This is a genomic window from Microcoleus sp. Pol1C5 (genome assembly GCF_036701115.1).
In the GTDB taxonomy this organism is placed as follows: Bacteria; Cyanobacteriota; Cyanobacteriia; order Cyanobacteriales; family Microcoleaceae; genus Microcoleus.
This window is the reverse complement of sequence record NZ_JAUBQE010000017.1, coordinates 12579-35253: the sequence shown is the minus strand read 5'-3', so window position 1 is coordinate 35253 and position 22675 is coordinate 12579. Positions and strand designations below refer to the sequence as shown.

The 22675-nt window shown below is 46.8% G+C and carries 17 protein-coding genes; 2 read left to right on the top strand and 15 right to left on the bottom strand.

Going from position 1 to position 22675, the window contains the following annotated elements; genetic code table 11:
* Positions 1-112: 112 nt before the first annotated feature.
* The 13 genes from QUA23_RS11690 to QUA23_RS11630 form a co-directional block, all read right to left on the bottom strand.
* Positions 113-1636, bottom strand: a complete 1524-nt coding sequence (locus QUA23_RS11690; RefSeq protein WP_333076257.1) for a carboxypeptidase M32 — start codon at positions 1634-1636, stop codon at positions 113-115.
* Between the two features lie 79 nt (positions 1637-1715).
* Complete coding sequence (locus QUA23_RS11685; protein WP_333076258.1) at positions 1716-2918, bottom strand: tetratricopeptide repeat protein; 1203 nt, start codon at positions 2916-2918, stop codon at positions 1716-1718.
* 374 nt (positions 2919-3292) lie between these two features.
* Entirely contained in the window at positions 3293-3634 is a 342-nt protein-coding gene (locus tag QUA23_RS11680; protein WP_333076259.1) for a type II toxin-antitoxin system PemK/MazF family toxin, read from the bottom strand.
* Positions 3621-4022 (bottom strand): type II toxin-antitoxin system prevent-host-death family antitoxin, encoded by a 402-nt coding sequence (locus QUA23_RS11675; protein ID WP_333076260.1) that lies wholly within the window; start codon positions 4020-4022, stop codon positions 3621-3623. Before QUA23_RS11675 ends, QUA23_RS11680 begins: the two co-directional genes overlap by 14 nt.
* Before the next feature lie 157 nt (positions 4023-4179).
* Entirely contained in the window at positions 4180-5748 is a 1569-nt protein-coding gene (locus tag QUA23_RS11670; protein ID WP_333076261.1) for a tetratricopeptide repeat protein, read from the bottom strand.
* Positions 5745-7076, bottom strand: coding sequence for an ATP-binding protein (locus tag QUA23_RS11665; protein ID WP_333076262.1), 1332 nt, complete (start codon positions 7074-7076; stop codon positions 5745-5747). The genes QUA23_RS11670 and QUA23_RS11665 overlap by 4 nt, the downstream gene beginning before the upstream one ends.
* Before the next feature lie 170 nt (positions 7077-7246).
* A complete protein-coding gene (locus QUA23_RS11660; RefSeq protein WP_333076263.1) occupies positions 7247-7765 on the bottom strand; it encodes a Ycf51 family protein in 519 nt (172 codons plus the stop codon).
* Positions 7766-7799: 34 nt separating this feature from the next.
* Positions 7800-8861: an adenylate/guanylate cyclase domain-containing protein gene (locus tag QUA23_RS11655; RefSeq protein ID WP_333076264.1), complete on the bottom strand. Its 1062-nt coding sequence runs from the start codon at positions 8859-8861 to the stop codon at positions 7800-7802.
* Entirely contained in the window at positions 8858-9232 is a 375-nt protein-coding gene (locus tag QUA23_RS11650) for a response regulator (protein WP_006631823.1), read from the bottom strand. Before QUA23_RS11650 ends, QUA23_RS11655 begins: the two co-directional genes overlap by 4 nt.
* Complete coding sequence (locus tag QUA23_RS11645; protein ID WP_333076265.1) at positions 9225-12944, bottom strand: response regulator; 3720 nt, start codon at positions 12942-12944, stop codon at positions 9225-9227. Before QUA23_RS11645 ends, QUA23_RS11650 begins: the two co-directional genes overlap by 8 nt.
* Positions 12945-13785: 841 nt before the next feature.
* Positions 13786-16299 carry an MASE1 domain-containing protein gene (locus QUA23_RS11640; RefSeq protein ID WP_333076266.1) on the bottom strand — a complete coding sequence of 838 codons (2514 nt, stop codon included), beginning with the start codon at positions 16297-16299 and terminating at the stop codon, positions 13786-13788.
* Between the two features lie 564 nt (positions 16300-16863).
* Complete coding sequence (locus QUA23_RS11635) at positions 16864-18204, bottom strand: ABC transporter substrate-binding protein (protein WP_333076267.1); 1341 nt, start codon at positions 18202-18204, stop codon at positions 16864-16866.
* Between the two features lie 55 nt (positions 18205-18259).
* Entirely contained in the window at positions 18260-18874 is a 615-nt protein-coding gene (locus QUA23_RS11630; protein WP_333076268.1) for a hypothetical protein, read from the bottom strand.
* Between the two features lie 433 nt (positions 18875-19307).
* On the opposite strand from QUA23_RS11630, the gene QUA23_RS11625 reads away from it, so the two are divergent.
* Positions 19308-19472, top strand: a complete 165-nt coding sequence (locus QUA23_RS11625; protein WP_333110375.1) for a hypothetical protein — start codon at positions 19308-19310, stop codon at positions 19470-19472.
* 148 nt (positions 19473-19620) lie between these two features.
* Positions 19621-20619, top strand: coding sequence for a methionyl-tRNA formyltransferase (gene fmt / locus QUA23_RS11620; RefSeq protein WP_333076269.1), 999 nt, complete (start codon positions 19621-19623; stop codon positions 20617-20619).
* Positions 20620-20703: 84 nt separating this feature from the next.
* Here fmt and sbcD read toward each other — a convergent pair whose 3' ends face one another.
* Positions 20704-21945: an exonuclease subunit SbcD gene (sbcD, locus tag QUA23_RS11615; RefSeq protein ID WP_333068052.1), complete on the bottom strand. Its 1242-nt coding sequence runs from the start codon at positions 21943-21945 to the stop codon at positions 20704-20706.
* A 109-nt stretch (positions 21946-22054) separates the two neighbouring features.
* A complete protein-coding gene (locus QUA23_RS11610) occupies positions 22055-22630 on the bottom strand; it encodes a Uma2 family endonuclease (RefSeq protein WP_333076270.1) in 576 nt (191 codons plus the stop codon).
* Positions 22631-22675: the final 45 nt, after the last annotated feature.

Below are 22675 nucleotides of genomic sequence, written 5' to 3'. Positions count from 1 at the left end.
AAGACTTTTGATTTCCGCTGTAAAATTAGGCGATACTCAAACAGTATCGCCCTTTTTTTAAGCGGCTACTTTTTTTGTAATTTTAAAGTCTGCAAAGTGAAGTTGCTATCCCTCAAATGACATAAAACTCCCCGTATTTGTGGCGAATGTAACGGATAAAGGGATCGATAGTTAAAGGTGAACCTGTAACACGATCGATCAATTCGACAGCGGTGTATTTACGGCCGTGCTGGTAGATGTTTTGTTTGAGCCAGTCGTGGAGTACGGTAAAATTGCCTCGCTCTATTTCTACGGGAATTTCAGGATTGTTTTTTACTGCTGTTTCGTAGAATTGAGCGCTCATCAAGTTGCCGAGGGTGTAACCTTGGAACATTCCGCCGATCGTACCAACATACCAGTGAACATCTTGCATGGCGCCTTCGCTGTCGGTGGCGGGGACAACGCCGAGGTCTGTTTTATAGCGTTCGTTCCAGGCTTCGGGGAGGTCTCGCACTGCTAGTTTTCCCTCTACCATTGCCAATTCTAGGTCAAAGCGGATGGCGACGTGGAGGTTGTAGGTTACTTCGTCGGCGTCGGTGCGGATGAGCGATCGGGAGACTTTGTTAATTGCCCGGTAAAATGCGTCAGTGGATACGTGTCCCAACTGTCGCAAAAATACCCCTTGGAGTTGCGGGTAGAAACATTCCCAAAAACCGCGACTGCGCCCGACCAAATTTTCCCAAAGTCGCGACTGACTTTCGTGCACGCCGGAGGAAATGCCGCCTGCAAGCAGCGTGCCCTCAAATTCCGGGGAATTTCCGAGTTCGTAGAGGGCGTGTCCGGCTTCGTGGATGCTGCTGAACAGTGCTTGATCCAAGTGGTCTTCATAGACGCGGGTGGTAATTCGCACGTCGTCTATGGAGAAGTTGGTCATGAACGGGTGCAGGGTGGTGTCTTGCCGTCCCCGTTGGAAGTCGAACCCCATGCGTTCTACAACTTTGCGAGTGAATTCTAGTTGCTGGGATTCTGGAAAGTCTTGGTGCAAGCAGGAGTCGTCGGCGGGAGGCTGGGAGGTGATGGCTTCGACTATCGGCACTAATTCTTGACGCAGTTTGGCGAAAAGCGGGCGCAGCAGGGATACTTTCATGCCGTAGTCGCTACGATCGATCAAAGGATCGGCGATGTGTTCGTAGCCGGGGAAAAACTCGGCGTACTGCCTGCTTAATTCTAGGGTTTTTTCAAGATACGGCTCGACCGCGGCGAAATTGTTGGCTGCTCTAGCCGCAGCCCAAGCTTCGTAGCAGTCGGCTTGGTGGCGGCAGAGTGCTGACATGAAAGTTGCGGGGACTCTAGCGGCGCGCTCGTAGTCTCTGCGGGCTATGCGAATCAGACTGGCTGCGGTGGAGTCGTAGGGGAGGGTTTGTTCATAGAAACGCAAGTCTTCTAGGAGTTCACCTATTTTTGGATCTGTAAATTTTTCGTGGGATATTTGTTGGAGAGTAGCCAACTGGCGGCCTCTGGCACTTGCACCTTTGGCGGGCATATAAGTTGATTGATCCCAATGCAGCAGCGACGAGGCTGATTCGATGTCGTTAACTTCTCTGAGGTGAGCTGCCAGTTGAGCGAATTTTGCTTGAGTTTTGTCTAGGGTTTGCATGATTGGGGTTTATGGTGCTGTTTTGCCTACAAAGGTTGCAGTGCGGCATCCGTATCCATCAATCATAGCTACCCTGAAATCAAGCTAAAAACCGCACTTCTTCCCGTATTGTACGCAATTTAGAGTCATTTTTGCACAATTTCCGGTATTTTTGCGGATTGAGTTCGATCGCCTTGGATAAGTTTTCGATCGCCAGCCGGATGCTGGTGGCGACAAGTTCCTGGCTGTTTGTGAGCTCGCCTGCTTGTTTTTCCAGGGCGTACACGCAAGCTTTTTGATAGTAGAGGTTGGGCTCGTCGGGTTTGAGTGCGATGATTTTATCGTAGGAGGCGATCGCGTCGGTAAATCGTTGAATTTTTTTGAGGGCGACGGCGCGGTTGTACCAGGCTTCCGTGTTGTCTGGCTGCAACTCTACGGTTTTGTCCCAAGAGGCTATTGCTTCTTCAAAGCGTTGTAAGTTGGCGAAGGCTAAGCCGCGGTTGTAAAAAGTTTCGCTGTCGTTTGGGTTGAGTTCGAGGGCTTTGTCCCAAGATGCGATCGCTTCTTCAAATTGTCCCATTTGGGCGATCGCCGTGCCGCGTTTGTTCCAGGCTTCGGCGGAATTCGGCCGCAGTTGCAGGGTTTTGTCGTAGGAGGCGACGGCTTCCGGGTAGAGTTTTTCATCGGCTAGGGCTAAGCCGCGGTTGTACCAGGCTTGATGCAAGTCGGGTTTGAGTTCGATCGCTTTGTCGAAGGAGGCGATCGCGGCTGTATTTTGGTCGGATTTTCTCAGGGCAAATGCTTTGTTGTACCAAGCTTCGCAGTAGTCTGGTTTGATAGCTATAGCTTTGTCGTAGGAGTCGATCGCTTCTGATAATTTTTCTAAGCTGACGAGGGTGTTGCCCCGGTTCGTCCAAGCTTCGGGGTAGCTGGGGTTGAGTGCAATCGCCTTTTCGTAGGATGCGATCGCTTCTGAGAGTCTGTTGAGCTTCCGCAAAACGTTGGCGCGATTATACCACGCTTCGGGATTGTTTGGTTTGATTTGTAGGGATTTGTTGTAGGCTGCGATCGATTCTTCTAGCTGGCCCATTTTTTTGAGGGCTACGCCTTGGTTGTACCAGGCTTCATAAAATTTTGGTTCAAGTTCGATCGCTTCTTCCCAAGATTCGATCGCAGCTTGGAATCGTCCCATTGCTTCTAGGGCGTTGCCGCGATCGTAAAATGTTTGAGCCTTTTGGGTGTTGACTGCTATGGATTTTTCCCCTGAGTCGATCGGCTTTTCTATGCTGGCTAATTTTTGCAAGGGGTTTCACCTCTTTATTTTCTGTCTAATTGATTCTTTTCTTTTTTATATGCGATCTTTTTCGCCTTTGAGTGCTTTCGATCGCGACTCTTTGGTTATTTATGGCAATTTTACAGGAACTTGGGAGCTTTTTCAATTTTTTTCATTATAATTCTAGAGCTTGGATTTGTAGGTATAGATTAATACTATTTTTTTATATGACTGCGTAGAAAAGAGGAAAGGGCGATCGTACTGAGGTGTGACAAACCTCACCCAATATCTAACAGCACTTACACATCCACCCTATTTGTAGTGCATTCCGGTCCTTATTACTACGGGTAGTGTAAAACTTTAAAAGTTGCGTAAGTCCTGATATAATTTTCACCTATCGGCGCTCACTGACTTAGCAAATTGTAGAGCTTTTCAGCAATTTGAGCCTGTGTATCTGATGACAATTCACCCAACTCACGCTGAATAACCACTGTAGAAACAGTTACCAGTTGATGCAGCCTGATAGTAGATGGCACCCGCAGCCCTGAAGCCTGAAAGTCGAGATGAGAAGCATCTAATACGATATCTGTTTCCAGTAAATTTGTTGGCAAGCGACTTGTAATATAAGCAAGAATAACATGACGCCGCGCTCCCAAATGGTTAGTCAAATAAGCTGCTGGACGCAGTTTGTGTGCCGATAAATCATCATAGGGAAACGGTACTAGGAAAATCTTACCCTTGGTCATGGAAGGGTTTACCATCAGCTATGGTATAAATGTCTTCTTCGGGGTCTAGGATCGAACCAAAATGAGGCTCGATTGCTACTGTTTTAATCCATTCAGGGTCGTGGAATGGCAAGCCATCAGCTAAAGTGTAGATATCTTCTGCTGAGTCTCTCAGAGAATCAAAAGCTGGATTGCGGGTCGCAGTTTTTAGCCATTCATACTCTTGTAGTTTTGCTTTGTTAATTAGGGCAGCTTCTAGGGCCTCCAACCGCTTCAGGTCTGCATAAGTAATGATAGCAGCGATCGCTCTTCCTTCCTGTTCTATGACAATTCGTTCTCCACTATCATCGACATGGGCGATGAGTTCGGCAAATTTGTCATTGGTTAGATTGACATTTAGTTGAGTCATCTTTTACCTCGCTATTAATTCTCCTATTATATCGTGTCCATTAGCTTTGTTGAAAAGTGTTTTTGATGTTATAGGGGCGGGTTTTCTCAACAATAATTTCCTTAAACCGACACTTTTATAAACCCGCCCCGCCCAAGGACAAATCCCTATTCTTGAATCAAGGCTTGAAACTGAGTATGCGATCGAATGCTGTCAAAATCCAAGTAAGTTTTGCGAGAAAGGGGTATTTTTCAAGCTTCAATTTGACAGCTTGCAGAAAAAATTGAATAGATAAGTTAACTTGACCTTGCAGGGCATAGCAGTAACCTTTATTATAAAATGCAACGGGAAAATCTGGTTTGAATTCTAAGGCTTTGTCCAAGGAGGCGATCGCTTCTTCCCATCTGCCTAAATTACACAGTGCAAAGCCCCGATTGTTCCAGGCTTCGTGGTAATCTGGTTTGAATTCTAAGGCTTTGTCGTAGGAGGCGATCGCTTCTTCCAACCTGCCTAAATTACGCAGTGCAAAGCCCCGATTGTACCAGGCGTCGTGGTCATCTGGTTTGATTTCTAAGGCTTTGTCCAAGGAGGCGATCGCTTCTTCCCACCTGCCTAAATTACACAGTTCAACGCCCCGATTGTACCAGGCGTCGTTGTAATCTGGTTTGAATTGTAAGGCTTTGTCGTAGAAGGCGATCGCTTCTTCCAATCTTCCTAAATGACCCAGTGCCTGGCCCCGACTGTTCCAGGCTTCGTGGTCATCTGGTTTGAATTCTAAGGCTTTGTCGTAGGAGGCGATCGCTTCTTCCAATCTTCCTAAATTATGCAGTGCACTGCCCCGATTGTTCCAGGCTTCGTGGTCATCTGGTTTGATTTCTAAGGCTTTGTCGTAAGAGGCGATTGCTTCTTCCCACCTGCCTAATTTACCCAGTGCATAGCCCCGATTGTACCAGGATTCGTGTTTATCTGGTTTGATTTCTAAGGCTTTGTCGTAAGAGGCGATTGCCTTTGCATATTCTTGAGCATGGCCATACAATAAACCTTGTTCATAAAACAATTCTGCTTGTTGTTCGGATGTTTGCCCCTCCTCATCAATTAAAGATTGAATCCTCACCAATTCCTGTTTGCGTTCTTGGGGAGTCAAAGCTAGATAATCTTCTCGCTTCCCTCTTTCGGAACAAGCCTGCCTTGATTCTAGTTGCAGGAGTTCTTTATCAATCGACAACTTAAATAAGCTCGATCGCCAATCAAAGAAATCCGGGGCCCGCTGGATCAAATAATTAACTGCAAAACGAGGCAAAATAAACACAAAACAAATCTTAAAATCATCTCTAAATCTTTCCCGCTGCTGGTTTAAATTAATTAAAACAGGCGGCACACCCCGCCAACTATAAGAATAAATATCCTTGCTTTCCCATCCGAGCTCTTTTTTTTCTTTCTCATATTCATAAAGTGAATATTCTAAGCCTTTCACAAACAGGATATTAATTGCATCTCGGTCTGGCAAATCTTCAATTATCTTATAAAAATTATAAACCGACTCATCCAGCGGCAACACCTCAATCTTTTTCTGCGGCACATCTGCTTGAACTTTCGCAATCAAGCGTTCACCTTCCGCAGGCGAACACTCAACAAACAACAACCGGAAACCATTTGTCCGTTTGAGAGTCCGTACCAGAGTTTGATATTCTTCCTCTGGTTCTGCTTCGGGTAAATCGGCATCCCAATCAATTATTTCTGCTGTCATGGCTGAAGTTGTGCAAGACAATCTTTAAATTGTTTAATTCCTTTAATCAACGGGTGAACATCATACCAAGGCTGCATTTCTCCTTCTTCATCATAGTATCGGTATTCCAAAATACAGCGGCTAAACAATAAATTGCGGTGCTGTTCATCGTTCAGTATGCGCTGAGTTTGGGAGACTTTCGCTAAAATTTGCCATTCGTCTTTTTCAGGAGTTCTGCGGTAGACATCCCGCGCTTGAGTAATTGCCCTTTGCGCTGCTTTTGCAGTAATTGGCAAATCCTCGGTGCGAGTTATTGCTTCTTGCATCATCAACAGCAAATTTCTGACGTGACCCCCACTCATCAAACACAGGCGCTCTAGAGTTTCTCCACTGTCAAACAATCCTGTTTCTAAAGATTGATTCGGATTGACTTGTTTTACCCGCTTTTCAATCAACTCTTTGATTTTAGCAAGTCCCCCTTCGTGGTTGCTGCCGTCTGGATTCTGCACCATAATCATCGGTAACACTTGCGGGTCGTTATAATTATTGATTAACTCAGTAGCGCGGTTAGAATACACCATAGAAATCGGTATGGTGTAAATGACATGACAATCTAAAGCTTTGAGTTGTTCGGTACGGTCTAAAAAGATTTCGTCGAGATTGCTGCGTTTCCCGTCCTGGGAAAACGGCACAATTCGGTCTAAATTATCGGCAATCACTGCGAGTTGCGAAGATTTATCCGGCAAGTTTTTTTTAGCATCGCCAATAAACTCATTGAGCGCATCAATCAGCGTCGTTGTGTGGGGATTAATTTTATCTCGAATTTTTTGGCGCAGACTCGGTACGGTTCTGACATTCGCCGTCAGTTTGGCAAACTGAGCAATTTGCGACTCTAAGCTCAATGTTTCAAAAGACACTTCGGTTAGGGCTAAATCTTTCAAATCTTCCCACCTATCTCGCATCCAATCGCGTAAAGGTTTAGAGTTAGCATTTCTGAGCTCTTCTAACAAATGCCTGGTACAAGCTAGCAAAATATCAGTATATTCAGTATCTTCGGGATTAATATCTTGCTCGTCAGCCGCAAAATAGACTACAAAGCAGCCTTGATTTTGCAAATATTCCTGAAGTCGCAGCAATTCTGTTGACTTTCCCGCACCGCGATGTCCAGCATACAACTGACAAGTCATTCGCTGCGATAGCTTAATCTTTTTGCCCAAATCTTCGATAATATCGCCATCTCCTCGCACTTCCCGACAGTCAACATACTGCGGATCTCCGGCTGGTAAAGGATAGAATGGGTCAAAAGCATTGTAGAGGTTTGTTAGTAACTTTTCTGATTCTTGAGTCATAATTTGATATTTTTTTGATAATTTTCAAGTATTTTTTCAGCTCTTACGCACTACGACCAAAGAAACCGGGTTTTTTACCGAATCTGCGGGTTACAACGAAGAATTTTGGTAAAAAACCCGGTTTTTGAACTCCCATGCGTAAGTCCTAAGAATGCTGCTGCACCCTACTTTCAAGCTTGATACTTTTTCAGAATAGCAACTTTTTCGGGGAATATTTCGATCGCCATTTTGTCATCATCACGAGTCGCGAGCGATCGCCTCACCTCGCCCAAAAACAGCGGCTGCGACAGCCCAGGTTCAGGATGTACAACTGTACGAACCCGGATGGTCATGTAGTCTCTGCCCCGCCCAGAGCGCCCTGGAGAGTACAAATCCGCAGCAGCTTGCCGCATCGTTGCTTCTAATTCTGATTCGGTGATCGTAGGTGGCACAGTAACTACTGTTTGAGCGCCGCCAGTATCGTAAACTAAAGAATAGCGAACTGCACCAGGAATTTCTGTGCGGGAAAACAGTCCCAAACCCAGACCGAATATACTCGCAGCAATCACGCCCATAAAGCTTGTCACTCCTACCAATCGGAAGCGAAAACCCCATTTGAAGATAAATGCTATAACTGTTAAAATAGCTAAAGCTCCTGTCAGAATTCCCGCCCATTGGGCGTACATTAAAAGGTTAGAATTTACGCTCATTTGTCAATTTGGTAATTGGTCATTTGGTCATTTGTCATGAGGCGTTTCGAGCCACAAGCAGATAAGTCATCATATCGCCTTTCCCCTTCACTGGAATCACGCCGCGCTCCTCAAAAACGTACTTACCCCGCAGGCGCTCGTAGGTAGCAACTGTCACCTGAATGCTGCCGGGGACGCCTTGAGATTCCATCCGGGAAGCTGTATTTACCGTATCTCCCCACAAATCGTAAGTAAATTTTTTAGTACCGATTACCCCAGCTTCTACCGGGCCTGTGTGGATGCCGATGCGAATGCTGAGCGGCTGACCTCCCTTGGTATGTATCTTAGTCATCGCTGCTTGAATTTCCAGCGCCATTTCCGCGATCGATTCGGCGTGGTCGTCGCTGGGCGTCGGCAAACCGCCAACCACCATATAAGCATCGCCGATCGTCTTAATTTTCTCAAGTCCGTAGCGCTCCGCCAACTCGTCAAAAGCCGAAAAAATCTCGTTGAGCAACTCCACCAACTGGGCCGGCGATAAATGAGCCGAAAGCTTGGTAAAACCGACCAAATCGGCAAACATCACTGTTACCTCAGCGAAACTGTCTGCGATCGTAATTTCCCCGTGTTTCAGGCGCTGCGCGATCGCCTTGGGTAAAATATTTAACAGCAAACGCTCGGACTTTTCCTTTTCCTGCGCCAACTCATGTAAATACGCCTGTTCCTTATCCCGCAGCCGCTTCTTTTCCAAACAAGCGCTAATCCGAGCCTTGAGCAATACCGGATTGAACGGTTTAGAAAGATAATCCTCCGCCCCCAACTCTATACACCGGACAATACTGTCGATATCGTCCACCGCCGAAATCATAATCACCGGGATGTAGCGCAAATTCTCGTCCGCCTTCAGACTTTCGAGCACCTGATAGCCGTTCATTTGCGGCATCATAATGTCTAAAAGAACTAAGTCAAAAGGATCGCTCCGCAACATTTCCAGAGCTTGGAGACCATCTTCAGCAACAGTCACCACATGGCCTTGACGCTGAAGTCGGCGGGCCAGCAAATCGCGGTTTACCTCATTGTCGTCAACAACCAGCACGCTGCCCTCATCACCTTTCATGTCATGGCCTCTTTGAGAAGCGTTTCAATTTTACCCAAAAGTCGAGGAAACTCGACCGGTTTAGTATCGTAGTCATTGCAGCCGGCGGCAAGACACTTTTCACGATCGCCCGCCATTGCGTGAGCCGTCAGCGCAATCACCGGAATCCTGCTAGTTTCAGGAGCCGCCTTAATTTGCTGCGTTGCTTGCCAGCCGTCGAGAACCGGCAGACTCATATCCATCAGAATCAAATCCGGTACTTTCGCGAGCGCCATCGACACTCCCTCAGCACCGTCAACAGCAATAAAGACCTCGTGTCCCTTGCGGGCCAGACGCCTGGAAAGCATATCCCTGTTCATTTCGTTATCTTCGACCAACAGGATTTTAGCCATTGGTGTTCTCCTTGCCTTTCGAGTCGTACCTGCGATCGAACCTGTCATTGACTATAGAGCGAACATCGCGCAACAAACTATCGCAACTGTAGACTCCCTTTTGTAGCACCCGCTCGACGTAGCCGTTGAGCTGCTGGCTTTCGGCCGGTGTCAAGTTTTTCCCCGTGATCACAACAATCGGTATAGGATCTCCTGAATGGGATTTGCGAATTTCCCCGATCAACTCAAAACCATCCATTTCTGGCAACATCAAATCCAGTAATATCAGGTGCGGGCGAGCAACTTTTAGTCGATCGAGAGCAGCGCGTCCGCTGTCAGCTTCCGTTACTGCCCAGCCTTGTGTTTCTAGTAAGCCTCGCAGTATTGCGCGCGTGGCAACGTCATCTTCCACAATTAGAATCTGACAGGTCAAATTGTTACTTGCAACGCCGTCTTGGTCGCGTCGGTACTTGTTCAACAAGGCAGCCAGCCGTTTGCCGTCCACTGGTTTGGTGAGGTAGTCCGAGGCACCCAATGCAAAGCCGAGGCTTTTGTTGCCCACAAAGGATAGCAGGATTACGGGAATTTCGGCAAGGTCAGGATCGGCCTTCAGCGCTGAGAGTACCGCCCAGCCGTCCATTCCGGGCATAATCACGTCCAGGGTAATGGCGTCTGGCCGTAGTTGCTTAGCGAGCCGGAGAGCTTGCTCGCCACTGCCGGCGACTTCTATGTGCAGTCCTTGGCGACTGAGGGTGCGCTGAATTAAATCCCGCGAGATCGGGTCGTCGTCCACTACCAGCACCGTGCCGACAGCGGGGGCGTGCGGAGGGCTAGTGCTGTCGTGAACTTTGTTGGGGATTTCCGGCTGTTTGATGGCTTTGGGCAAGAGCACGGTGAAAGTGGTGCCTGCGCCCAAGGTGCTGCTGACCTCAATGCTGCCGCCCATCATCTGACAGAAGCGCTGGCTGATTGCTAGTCCCAAACCGGTGCCACCGTACTCGCGGGTAGTCGAGGCATCAGCTTGGGTGAAAGGTTGGAAAACTCGCTGCAATTGCTCTTGTGTCATGCCGATGCCGGTGTCGGCGACGCGGAAACTTAAAAATTCGGAGTTGGAAATTAAAATTTGGGAAGATTCCTCTTGATTTTTCATTTTTAATTGTTCATTTTTAATTCTTTCCACTCCGATCGCAATTCTCCCGTTTTTTGTGAACTTGGCAGCGTTGCTGAGCAAGTTAAGCAGCACTTGCCGCACTTTTGTCATGTCCGCGTGCATGGTGTCGAGGTTGTCTGGACAGTACACTTCTAGGGTATTACCGTTTTTCTCGACCAGTGGTCTGGCCGTGGCAACAGCACTTTCAATTAAGGTATGGATGTCGAAGCTTTCTAAGTAGAGATCCATTCGGCCTGCTTCAATTTTAGAAATATCTAGGATGTCGTCAATCAGGGATAGCAGGTGTTTGCCGGCGCTGCAGATTTTTTCGAGGTCGGGAACAGACTCGCAACTTCCCAATTCTTCGGCTTCTTCTTGAAGCATTTCGCTGTAGCCGATGATGGCGTTGAGGGGTGTGCGAAGTTCGTGGCTCATGTTGGCGAGAAATGTGCTTTTTGCCCGGTTGGCGGATTCTGCTGCTTCTAGGGCCAACTGCATGGCGGATTCTGCCTGTTTGCGATCGGTGATGTCTTGGACTGTGCCTTCGTAGTACAAAACGCTGCCGTTTTCGTCGCAGATGCTGCGCGCGTTTTCGGAAATCCAAATCGTGCTACCGTCTCGGCGGTATATTTGGGATTCAAATTTTGACACTTGGTGGCGCGCGCGCAATTGAGCCATAAACTCGGCGCGCCGATTGGGGTTAACGTAAAATTGACGGTTGATATCGGTGAGTTCGGCGAGCATTTGGGTACAGGATTCGTAGCCGTAAATTCTGGCTAGTGCGCTATTGCCGCTGAGGTAGTACCCGGTCGGCGTTGTCTGGAATATGCCTTCGACTGCGTTTTCAAAGATGCTGCGGTATTTTGTTTCGGATTGTCTCAAGGCTGCTTCTGCTCGCTTGCGCTCTAGGACATTGGCGAGCATTTCTCCTACCATTTTTAGCTGTGTGGATATTTCGGTTGCTCGGCCTGCTGTTTGCTTTATGCCATCGAATCCGATAAATCCTACTAGGTTTTTACTACAAATTAGGGGAATAATTATCAGCGATTGAATATTTTTTAGCTGTTCTTTTAATTCGAGATTATTTAGGGAAGCGTCACTCGAAGGTATTGAGGCGGTTGCTGTTTGATTGACTGTTTGCGATGGGGAGTCTGTCTGGAATTCGCCTGAATTTTGACCAATAAAATAGCCAATTTCGGCGATGGCTGGGGGCGGGAGTTCGCCGATTTCTGGAATATAGAGGCATTCGGCGCGATCGAGTTTTTCTGCGATCCAAGGGATTTGTGCTATGTCTATTTGTTTGTCAGTGCTGTCTTTGACTGCCGGAAAGCTTTCACCGCACCACTCGTAGGTTTTGTCGGCGCGGGTTTTGTCTTCTGATAACAGGTAGATGTAACTGCGGTCAAACCCGCTCAAGGTGGCTATAGCTTCCAGGGTTTGAGTGATGCCTTTGTCTATTTCTGATAAGGGCTGGCTGATGAAATTGGTTGACAAACGGGCAATCAACTGAGCGAATTCTATTCGATACTGCAAAGATTGTTCTAGTTTTTTGAGTTCGGTAACGTCTCGAAAGCTCCAGACTCTACCGACTGTTTTCGCTCCGATTTTTGATGGCAACGAATTTAATTCAAGAATTTTTCCGTCTTTAAATTCTAATAATTCGCTGATTTGAGTATCTGAATCTACCGACACTTTGATCACGTTTTCGAGAAATCTTTGCGGGTATTTTAATTGTTCCCTGTCGAAGGGGAATCCTGTTTTGAGCGTGTTTTTGAGTGTACCCAAGGTCGATCGGCTCAACTTTCCTTGGCTGGCGGACAAACCCCACATCTCTAGAAATTTCTGATTATATTTACATATATTGCCGTTTCTGTCAACCGCCAGAATTCCTGCATCTGTAGATTTTAGAACTGCTTGCAGTATGGAGAGCGATTGCTTGTGTTCTCTAATCTCAAAAATGTCAAAAAACACCAAGACTGATATTTCGCTGCCCTCAGCTGCGGGATGGAAAAAATAGGAAACGGGTAAAATCTTGCCGTCGCGACACAAAAACTCGTCGTCCCAATTGCTGGAAGGTTGACTGGAAGCGATCGCCTCTTGTAAATCTAGTGTAGGTGCGATCGTCCCATCTTCACTCTTGCTGGGCGACTGTTTCGGAGCCGTCAAAACTTGGGATTTATTGCCTTTATTTTGCTTCCCGATGCGCTCTAGCAGAGAAACGCCTGCAATTTCCGATTCTCGCCACCCCAGCAAGCGTTCTGTCTCTGCATTCACCGAGATTACACAGCCCTTCGCGTCAAGGATACACAATCCCGCCCCCAAACTGTTGACAATCGCCCGCAGTCGATCGAATTCTGAAGCTGTTGGAGAGTCTTTAGGGGACTGGGGCGAGTCAGTTAAATCCTTTAATGCCACCGTCTCCAAGTTAAAACAATCTTCCTGCTGAAGTTCTTGCTGACTCTGAACTCGCTCATAGCTACAACTTACCTGCTCTAATAAAAGCTGCCACTGCTCAGCAGTGGGAGGGGGAGACTCGCCGACTAAACCGAGCTGTTCGAGTTGGCGCTGGAGGTGGGGGTGCATATTTTCTGGCGCTTTGTAAGCAACTTTCTACAGTATATCTTTTTAATTAATAGTATATATACGTAGGTATACCGTTAGGGGACAAGTAAGGGAGCGAAGTCTATCACAGGTTTTATTGAGAAGCCGAGGGATCGTGTCTCCTCTCCAAAATCTTTCAAACTGCGCTAATTATAAATTCTCCGAACTTTTAAGGTTGGTCAACTAACCAATCCTCTGAATGTCGGCAGCACGCTCAAAAATAATAATATCATCTTATCAAGTCAATACTCAGGAAAGTTTGGGTAACGATACTACAAGCTTTACAGGGCAAGGCTCATAAAAAAGTCTAATTAAATTCAAGACCAGGGTGGAGATGACATTGATTGAATGATCCAGATTCAATCAATGTCAAGCGAGAATAAGCCATTGGGCTATAGAAAAACTGTTCGGAATATTAATCAAGTGAACTTAGCCTCAAAAACTAGGTTGCCGCCAAAAAACGATCGCGGACGCGGCTACTGGAGAGGAAAATTTATTATTCCCATGCCAGCGGAAACGATTTCAGCACTTTTCGTATTTACTCATAAATTAATTAGGGTGATCTAACCCGCCCTAACCTTCTACCTCTATAGTAATTCTAAATTATTTGGAAATTTATTATTTCCTCAGAAGGATGCGGGTAGGATTTGGAGGGATTACCTTACTAATAACCTAAAATTTCTATATATAAAAACTTCTAAAAAACTAAGTTTATAATGTGAGTAATTATGTGCAAAATCTCCCGCTCTGCTAGCGAAATAATCAGCCACTCGCAGAGGCAAACAAAAGTTGCAGGCATCGAAAATAACTGTAAAAAAAAATATTAGTCGTCAGACTTTTCGGTTGAGATCGAAAGGTCTGTGAAAATAGCTGGCAGCCGAATGGTAAAAGTAGAACCTTTATCTAACTCGCTTAATGCAGTAATGTCTCCGCCCATCATTTCGCAGAATTTCTTAGTAATCGTCAGCCCCAAGCCAGTGCCGCCGTACTTTTTAGTAGTTGAAGAATCGGCTTGCGTGAAAGGCTCAAAGATTCTTGCTAACTGTTCGGGACTCATGCCAATGCCGGTATCTTTGACCGTAAAAATGATCCAATCTTGAGCGGATGATAAGAGAGACAAGCTATTTTCAGCTTGGCCACCTCCTCTATACGCTCCAAGTTTTTTGCCTTTCTTTGCAGCGTCGGCGGGGGTTTCGACGGATCGGGTAACGGCGAAGGTAATCGCGCCGGAGCAAGTAAATTTCGCGGCATTGCTGAGGATGTTGAGCAGAGACTGCCGGAGTTTAGTCAAGTCGGTCTGCATCGAGCCAATATCATCGGGGCATTGTATTTCTAGGATATTGCTATTTTTGTCTGCCATCGGCGCGATCGTGGTTACTACTTGCTCAACCAGAGTTGAAATGGTGAATGTTTCGACGTGCAAGTCGGTGCGCCCTGCTTCTATTTTGGTCAAGTCGAGGATATCTTTAATCAGCGCGAGTAGGTGCTGACCGGCCGTGTTAATTCTCTGGAGGTCGTCGATGAACTCTTCGGCACCGAGGTCTCGGGCGTCTTCTTGCAGGATCTCGCTGTAGCCGATGATGGCGTTGAGGGGGGTTCTGAGTTCGTGACTCATGTTGGCGAGAAAAATGCTTTTCGAGCGATTTGCAGCTTCGGCGGCTACTGCGGCCCGGCGGAATTCTTCGGAACGCAAGCGTTCGGTGATGTCGGTGGTCATGATTAAAACGCACTGAGTGTTGCCGAGGTGGATGAGTTCCACTGACAGCAGCCAGTCGCGCACTTCGCCGGCTTTGGTGCGAATTTTGATTTCTTGGTTGCTGATGGAATTTTGTGATTGCAAAATCTGGGCGAGCCGCCCCCCGTCTTCTGAATTGACGAATATTCCTAAGTCGTTGGCGGTGCGGCCGATAAATTCATGCCGCAACCAGCCTAATGAGCGCAAAAAGCTTTCGTTGGCATCGAGGAAGCATCCGTCTGTGAGGGTGCAGATGCTGATGCCGACTGGGGAGGCGTGAAAAGCCTTGGAAAATCTTTCTTCTGAAGAACGCAGGGCGGCTTCGGCTTGCTTTCTGTCTGTGATGTCTTGGACGGTGCTGGTGATGTAGAGGGAGGTGACGGCGGCTTGTTCGTAGACTGTGCGGTTGCTGCCGTCGGGGAGTATGAGCCTGTAGTCGATGCTGTAAGGCTGTTGCTGAAATAAAGCGGCTTCGATCGAGGTTTTGACTAATTCTCTGTCTTCAGGGTGCACGTATTCCAAGAAGGCTTCCAGGCTGGGTTCAAAAGTTCCCGGTTCCTGTCCCAAGATGCGGTAAATTTCCTCTGACCACCGCAATTGCTGGGCGTTGCGGTCTAAGTCCCAGTTGCCTAGCTGGGCGATGCGTTGGGCGTTAGCGAGGCTGGCTTCGCTGGCGCGCAGGGAGGCTTCTGCTTGGTGACGTTCGGCGACGGTGGCAGCTAAGACTAAGCCGGTGACGGCGATGACGGCGATGAAGGCTTGCAGGGATAACAGTGCTTGGGGGATACTGCTGGCGTGTTTGAGGAAGGGGCCGCTGCCTCGGGCGATACCCCAGATTGCGAAGCCGCAGAGGATGAGGTTGGAGAGGGCCGTGTAGCGCTGACCGAATCGAAAGGCAGCCCAAACTACGAGCGGAAATGGTAAGTATTCGAGGGGATAGCGGGCGTAGGCGGCGCGGGTGCGGGAGCAGAAGACGAGCCAGCCGAGTGCTAGCAGCAGCAGCAGCCAAATCGCTCGTTCAACTATCTGTTTGCGATGGGTGGGGACTTTGGGCATTTGTTGCCACGTCAGTAGCAGCGGGGCGACGAGCACAATTCCCATAGCGTCTCCCACCCACCAAGTCCCCCAAATCGTGCCAAAATTGCTCCAGCTAGATAAACCGGTCAGGCATACGACGATGCTGCCGATGGTGGAGTTGATCAGGGTCGATCCCAAGGCTGCTAGTCCGACTATTCCTAAAACGTCTTTGAGCCGATCGAGCCTGGCGCTAAAGTTAATGCCCTGGAGTAGATAAGTTCCCGTCCACGCTTGCAGGGTTCTGGCGCCTGCCGAGATCAATGCCGTGCCGATGTTGGCCGACGGTACGCTCATGCTGAACAGGAAGCCTCCGATCGCGATTCCCGGCCACAGTTGTCGCCCAAACAGCAGCAGGGCGACTTGGGCAATTCCTGCGGCTGGCCACATCGGGTAAATTTCTGAACTGAGGGTGAGGGTGGAAATGGCGAATTGCGACGCCCAATAGTAGACCAGGGCGATCGCGCCTACTGCGAGGAAGTACCGCCAGGAATGTCCTTTGATTGCATTAAGGAACTTTGTCTGCATGGTCGTTTGGGGAAAAGGTGGACGGTTGTTGGGATCTCAGTAGGTGGCACTGGACAGGCACGGGGTAGAGAAAATGTTTCTATTAGGTGATGGTAGGTCATGGGTGGTAGGTAGTGGGAGAAGCTTTTGAGCTAACTTTTTGTAGTGCCGTTGAGGGAGCGGTTTTTTTGTTCGCTCAAATCTGCCCATGAATTTCGGGAGTATCGCTTTTTTGTAAATATATCTCTAATGGCTAAGCAATTGGTTTGTAAATTTTTGGTTTTTGTTAAAAATTTATTACCGAGCGAGAGCGGGTGTCTTTTTGTGTCTGGCGATCGTAACTCTATTCACCCTAACATCTTGCATCACGATCGATAATACCTACCATACCTAAAATACAAATAAAAGCGACGTAAAATCTCTGTTTTTACGTCAGTTTGGGGCAAGCAACACGGTTTCTGATTAGAAGTGCAGGCGGTAGTGATTTTCACTAGATTTTTAACCAATCAATCGAGACTTTCAGTCTTTCGCTCGAATACAGTGAAAGCGGATAATTTACAGACAACAAAAAATATTTTTTATTGTCTATTTCTCTTTGGCTGTTGCAATATCTAAGGTGAGTGTCAAACGCTCTTGAGATTCTTTAAGAGCGTCTTGGGGGTTGCGGCCCAGAAGGGTTGCCTCTATGGCGCGACCGAGGTTTTCTGACAGGCGGGAGTAACCTGATATAATGGGTCGCGCTCTGGCTGAGTTCATTTGTTCTAAAAATACTCGCAAAACAGGGTTTTTTTCCACAAAGCTTTGATAAGCTTGGCTCTGTCTCGATTTTAAGTTAATGGGCAAATAACCGGTTCCCAATGCCCATGCTGTTTGGAATTCTTCACCTATAACGTATTCTAAGAATACTAGGGCTGCTCGCTCTCGTTCTGGTGAGGTTTTCATTAAAAATAGGTTTTCACCCCCTACGACGGCTGCGGGGCGTTTGAGAATCGGTAAAGGCATTGCTGCGTAGTCGATCGCGCTTTGCTGCAACTGTGCTAGCGTCCATGGCCCGGTGATTTGCATGGCGACTTTGCCGGCGATGAAGTTGTCGAGTTCGTAACCGCGTTCGGGTGCTGACAATATTGCTGAACCTTCTGTTAACAAGTCGCTCCACAATTCTAAGGCGGCGTGAGAACCGGGATTATCTATTTGGGGTACAGGACTTTGAGGTATTTCGCCTTTGAGTTCGCCGCCTGCGCTGAACATGAATGGCAGCCAGGTAAATACTGTCCATTCTCCCTTGCCTAGGGGGAGCACTATGCCGTGTTGGTCTGTGCGGCCGTCTCCGTTGGTGTCTTGCGTGAGCGATCGGGCTGTTTGCTTTAATTGCGCCCAATTCTGCGGCACTTCTTTGATTCCTGCTGCTGCAAATAAGCTGGGACGGTAAAATATGGCGACGTTGTTTGTCGCTAGAGGAACTGACCAAGTGTGTCCGCCGAGTTCCATTGACTCGAACAGTGCCGGGTAGATTTCCGCTTTCCGGGGCGATTTGTTGAGCCAGTTTTCTAAGGGTTCAATTGCATTTAGTTCTGCGAGTTTTCCTGAAATTGTGGCAGCATTCCAAAGCAAATCCGGTGGTGCATTTCCAACTATTGCTGTTAGTATTTTGGGCAGTTGTTGGTCTGGCTGACCTATATAAACTGGTTTAACCTGGATGTTGGGATGGGTTTTGTTGAATTGGTCTGTGAGGGTTTGAAATACGTCGCGATTTGGGGGAGGATTGATGCCGTGCCAGAGCGTAAGTTCGATCTGTTCGCCGTTTCTTGAGGTTGGGGTAGTGCTGTTTTGACAGCCACTTAATATTAGCAAATTTACGATCAGTAAAATAACGAAAGCTAGTTTTAGTTTCATATTAATTGTTTTGGATAATTTGGATAAAATCATTTTTTAGCGGGATTAATGGAAGAAGTTTTTTTTAACCGCAGATGCACGCGGATAGTTAGAGGTTGGTAAAATGAGCTAAATCTCGAAAATCTGCTGGTAGCTGATTTCTCTCTCCATCCGAGGTGTTTTGAAACAAAACGGTGAAAGATCCTGCTTCTAGTTTATCTTGCGGCCACATCCGATAGCAAGGAATTTCTGTCAGGTGCGATCGAAATGTTTCTAAAGGAGGAACAGTGACTGGCTCAAATTCTGGGAATTTGCTTAACAGCCATTCGTTGACTTGTTCGTTTTCTGCGGTTGAATAAGTGCAGTTCATGTATGCAAGATAACCTGGTCGCGCTACAATTTTAGCAGAATTGGCTAATTTTTTTCGCTTGGCATTGCTGTTGATGGTGACATGATGAAAGCATCCGGGTGCTTTGTCTCCTTTTATTAAGATTAGCTGACCAGTATAAGGAGCATCTACTATTACTAAAATAGCAGTTGGTGGTATCTTCTCGGTAAGTATTTTTGAATCGACGTTAGTGGCGACGGATGGTTTAATTTGGCAGGGTTTTAAATTCGATATCGGCATTCCTATGCGTTTGCCTATGACTTCGTTGCACAACAGCAATTCTGGCTTTAAGGTTTTCCAAGCAAATATACTTTTTCCTTCGGGGGCGGTGCACATATCTAAGATTAGTTTGATAGACTGGGATATTGTTAACAAGGTTGAGGCGGAAAAAATTGAGGAAAAGTCGAGACAGTAGTAATGTCCTGCTTGATGTAAGGAATGTTTTACCGACTGTAATTCTAAGGCTAATCTCTACAAATTGCGGTTCCCAAGAAACGGCAACTTCGACAGTAAATGGGTTTTCTGTTGGTTTTCGTTGCACTCACAAGATAGCAGGATTAAAAGCTTGGAGATTGGTGACTTCATGAAGAAACTTTTCTTGTTCGGCGGTGTCTGCAAATAAGCTGCGGCTGAGTTTAAGCAGGAGATTAGAAGTTTTTTTGGTTGGGAGAGATATGATAAGATTGAGATTAGCAGTGACAAAGGTAGATTAGATGATAATTCTTAGTGTAGAACAGTTATAGTTAACTTGGGAAGAACGGATGCAAATGTGGTTGCGTCTATCAAACCCATTGCTTTGGATCGTTCGAGTCGGGCTGCACCTGAGTATCAATCGAAATCCTTTTTGCCGATCGCACAAGTCGGAACTATTCTCGAAGTGTATAATCTAGGAGCAAACTACTATTATTCGATCGTCAAAATAAAAATTACATGAACTCGGTGGGTAAAAACACTCATAAACTAGCTTGTATCATAGCTCCTACGTGTTTAAGAGTCTCTACAATATAGTTTGGTTTTTGCCATTACCTACTTGATAACTAATCAGTAATGACTGAGGACTACTTACTAATAACTAAGAATCTATGAAAATTGTCTTTTTTGGCACTCCCGATTTTGCTGTTCCTACTTTATCCAGTTTGCTGAGTCATCCAGAATTTGAGGTTGTGGGTGTGGTGACTCAGCCGGACAAACGCCGGGGAAGGGGCAATCAATTGATGCCTTCACCTGTAAAAGATGTGGCTTTAAATCACAGTCTCCCGGTTTGGCAGCCACGCCGAATTAAGAAGGATGCGGAAACAATTGCCAAATTGCGGGAAGCAGAAGGTGATTTTTTTGTGGTGGTGGCTTATGGCCAAATTCTTTCTCAAGAAATACTGGATATTCCTAATTTGGCTTGCGTTAACGTTCACGGTTCAATTTTGCCGAAGTATCGCGGTGCAGCACCGATTCAGCGCTGTCTTTATGACGGGGAAAAGACAACAGGAATTACTACTATGCTGATGGATGCTGGCATGGATACTGGGGCGATGCTATTGAAGGCTTTTGCTGGTATTTCACTGTTGGATAATGCTGATTCTTTGGCAGATAGGTTGGCGGAAGTTGGGGCTGATTTGTTGATAGAAACTTTGGTGAGGTTGAGGGATGGAGAAGTTCAGGCTGTTCTTCAAGATGATGCTGAGGCGACTTATGCGCCGATGATTAAGAGTGCAGATTATGTGCTGGATTGGTCGAAAAGTGCGATCGCCCTTCACAATCAAGTTAGGGGCTTTTTCCCGGATTGCACGACGACTTTTCGGGGCAATTCTTTGAAGGTGATGGCGACAGTACCCGTCGCGCCGGAATATTGGCTGCAATTACCGCCAGATTTAAGAGTTTTGGAACGCGAATGGCCTGTTTTAGATCAGTTATCGGGCGCAAATGGGGAAGTTGTGAAGGTTGTGAAGGGCTTGGGGGCGATCGTCCAAACCGGTGATGGTTTATTATTGTTGCGGGAGGTACAGTTGGCGGGAAAAAAGGTGCAGTCTGGGGTGGATTTTGCGAACGGAACTCGGTTGGCGGTAGGGGAAGTTTTTGGGGGTTAAATTGTATCTTTAGGGCGGGCATCCTGCCCACCCCACAATATTTGGAAGCAAAATCATCTTATAATTAGATGCGCGACAGTTGACCTAAAATTCGACCAAAACCTCCTCTTTCTCTCCCAACAAACCCTGCGCCGCCTCTAACATACTCTCAGCAACATCTTTCAAATCTTCACGACTTGCTAAATAAGTTTTCAAAGCTTCTAACGGTTCTATACTATTATTAGCATTCAATTCTGGCAACCGCGGCCTCGCTAGCTGACTGACTAATTCCGGTTGGATTGTGTAGCTGTGCGCTTCGCCCAGAAGCGTGTGCAATTCTCCGTTGTCGATTAAATCTAATTGTTCCGATCGCAATTGGTAAATTAATCTAACTACTGCGTCTTTAATTTCCTTCTTGCCAATAGCTTTAACTAACTCGGCTTGCGGGTGATCCGATTCGGAAACATTCACTTTAATAGTCTGAAATACCCGCACGGGCAACGTGCAAAATTCCCACTCCGCTTTTCCCCGTTCCAAATTAACTAACACAAAACCTTTATCTTCTTTCTCTTCGCTAAAATCAACTCGTTCGATACTTCCGGGATAAATTACGGGCGGATTGTTGGAAGCATTGAGATTTTGGTGTTTGTGTACGTGGCCGAGAGCAACGTAATCAAAACAAGGGCGAGTTAGCATGGAAACAGGAATGTTAAAACCTTTGCCAACTGCTAAAAAACGTTCGGCGCCCAGACTTGCTTTATCTGCCATTAAGTGCGCTAAAAGTACGGTTGGTATGTCGGGGTTGAGGCGGCGGATTTCGCCTTCCATTGCGATCGTCAGTTTTTCGGTTAATAATTGGTTAACATCGCCCATAGACAGGCTTTCAGTCTCGGAACGTGTCATTAAGGTCGATCGAGTCAACCAAGGTAATGTTACCACCTGTACGGGCCCGCTGCGGGTTTGAATCAGGTGAGTGTCCAGGCGATCGCCTACAATAAACTTAGGTATTCCCAAAGTCCGGTAAATTCCCAAACTCGCGCCACCTTGTCCCTGAGAATGCTGATCGTGATTTCCTACTAGCAAAACCGTCGGAATTTGGGCGTCAACTAAGCGGCTGAATTGGCAAGCAAAAGCCTCTTTTACAAACGGCGGTGGCGTTGAATCCGGGAAAGCATCGCCGCCGAATATGACTAAATCTACGGGTTCAGAAATTGCTCTATCCATACATTTGCTCAGCGTCGCCGCGAAGTCTTCCAGCCGCGTATTTAAACCGGTTTCTGGATTAATCCGGCCGTGAGAAAAGCCGCTGCCCATGTGAATGTCTGAAAGGTGTAAGATTTTAATCATTGTTTTTTCTATTTGTTAGCTATCGTTTCGGTTTCTAGTGAGGACTTCTGTCCTCAGAAGAAGGACTTGCATTCCTGACTGCGAACCAAAGAAAGTTTTTTTTCATACATCACAATATGATGCCGGGTACTTTTTGATAAACTTGTGCGATCGGGCAGCGAAAATCTATACTCATTAACTGTAACTCATCTCCTTGTCGGTAAGTCTGAGAAACCCAATTTCCCTCAGCGTTGACGCGAAAACACTCAATTTTGATTTCTGATTGAGTTATGAGCACGTATTCCTGCAAACTCGGAGAAGTTTGGTAATCTGCAAATTTATCGCCTCTCTCAAAAGCTGCCGTTGAGGGCGACAATACCTCAACTACTAAAGATGGATATAAAATAAAATCTTCAGTAGTTGAGGTATCTCTTTCGTCGCAAGTCACAGCTACGTCAGGATAGTAATAGCAGTTTGCCTCTTCCAGTCGGACTTTGATATCTGATGGTAAAACGATGCAGTCGGTGTCATCAAGATGATTTCCTAGCCGCCTTACTAAGTTACTAGCAATAATGATATGGGGCTTTTTTGCCCCTGTCATTGCATAAACGTGTCCCCGTCTGTACTCATGTTTTATCGGGCTTACTCGCTCGCCTTCTAGGTAGTCTTCTGGGGAGATGTAGAAATTGTTTTTGCTGATAACCATTGATGGTTTACTCCGCTGATTTTATCTGATACTATGTGTTGGAAC

What these genes read in the sequence shown, in the direction of transcription:
- QUA23_RS11690 (WP_333076257.1), bottom strand. Translation starts at nt 1,636, where the DNA reads ATGCAAACCCTAGACAAAACTCAAGCAAAATTCGCTCAACTGGCAGCT.
- QUA23_RS11680 (WP_333076259.1), bottom strand. Translation starts at nt 3,634, where the DNA reads ATGACCAAGGGTAAGATTTTCCTAGTACCGTTTCCCTATGATGATTTA.
- QUA23_RS11675 (WP_333076260.1), bottom strand. Translation starts at nt 4,022, where the DNA reads ATGACTCAACTAAATGTCAATCTAACCAATGACAAATTTGCCGAACTC.
- QUA23_RS11670 (WP_333076261.1), bottom strand. Translation starts at nt 5,748, where the DNA reads ATGACAGCAGAAATAATTGATTGGGATGCCGATTTACCCGAAGCAGAA.
- QUA23_RS11665 (WP_333076262.1), bottom strand. Translation starts at nt 7,076, where the DNA reads ATGACTCAAGAATCAGAAAAGTTACTAACAAACCTCTACAATGCTTTT.
- QUA23_RS11660 (WP_333076263.1), bottom strand. Translation starts at nt 7,765, where the DNA reads ATGAGCGTAAATTCTAACCTTTTAATGTACGCCCAATGGGCGGGAATT.
- QUA23_RS11655 (WP_333076264.1), bottom strand. Translation starts at nt 8,861, where the DNA reads ATGAAAGGTGATGAGGGCAGCGTGCTGGTTGTTGACGACAATGAGGTA.
- QUA23_RS11650 (WP_006631823.1), bottom strand. Translation starts at nt 9,232, where the DNA reads ATGGCTAAAATCCTGTTGGTCGAAGATAACGAAATGAACAGGGATATG.
- QUA23_RS11645 (WP_333076265.1), bottom strand. Translation starts at nt 12,944, where the DNA reads ATGCACCCCCACCTCCAGCGCCAACTCGAACAGCTCGGTTTAGTCGGC.
- QUA23_RS11640 (WP_333076266.1), bottom strand. Translation starts at nt 16,299, where the DNA reads ATGCAGACAAAGTTCCTTAATGCAATCAAAGGACATTCCTGGCGGTAC.
- QUA23_RS11635 (WP_333076267.1), bottom strand. Translation starts at nt 18,204, where the DNA reads ATGATTTTATCCAAATTATCCAAAACAATTAATATGAAACTAAAACTA.
- QUA23_RS11630 (WP_333076268.1), bottom strand. Translation starts at nt 18,874, where the DNA reads ATGTGCACCGCCCCCGAAGGAAAAAGTATATTTGCTTGGAAAACCTTA.
- fmt (WP_333076269.1), top strand. Translation starts at nt 19,621, where the DNA reads ATGAAAATTGTCTTTTTTGGCACTCCCGATTTTGCTGTTCCTACTTTA.
- sbcD (WP_333068052.1), bottom strand. Translation starts at nt 21,945, where the DNA reads ATGATTAAAATCTTACACCTTTCAGACATTCACATGGGCAGCGGCTTT.
- QUA23_RS11610 (WP_333076270.1), bottom strand. Translation starts at nt 22,630, where the DNA reads ATGGTTATCAGCAAAAACAATTTCTACATCTCCCCAGAAGACTACCTA.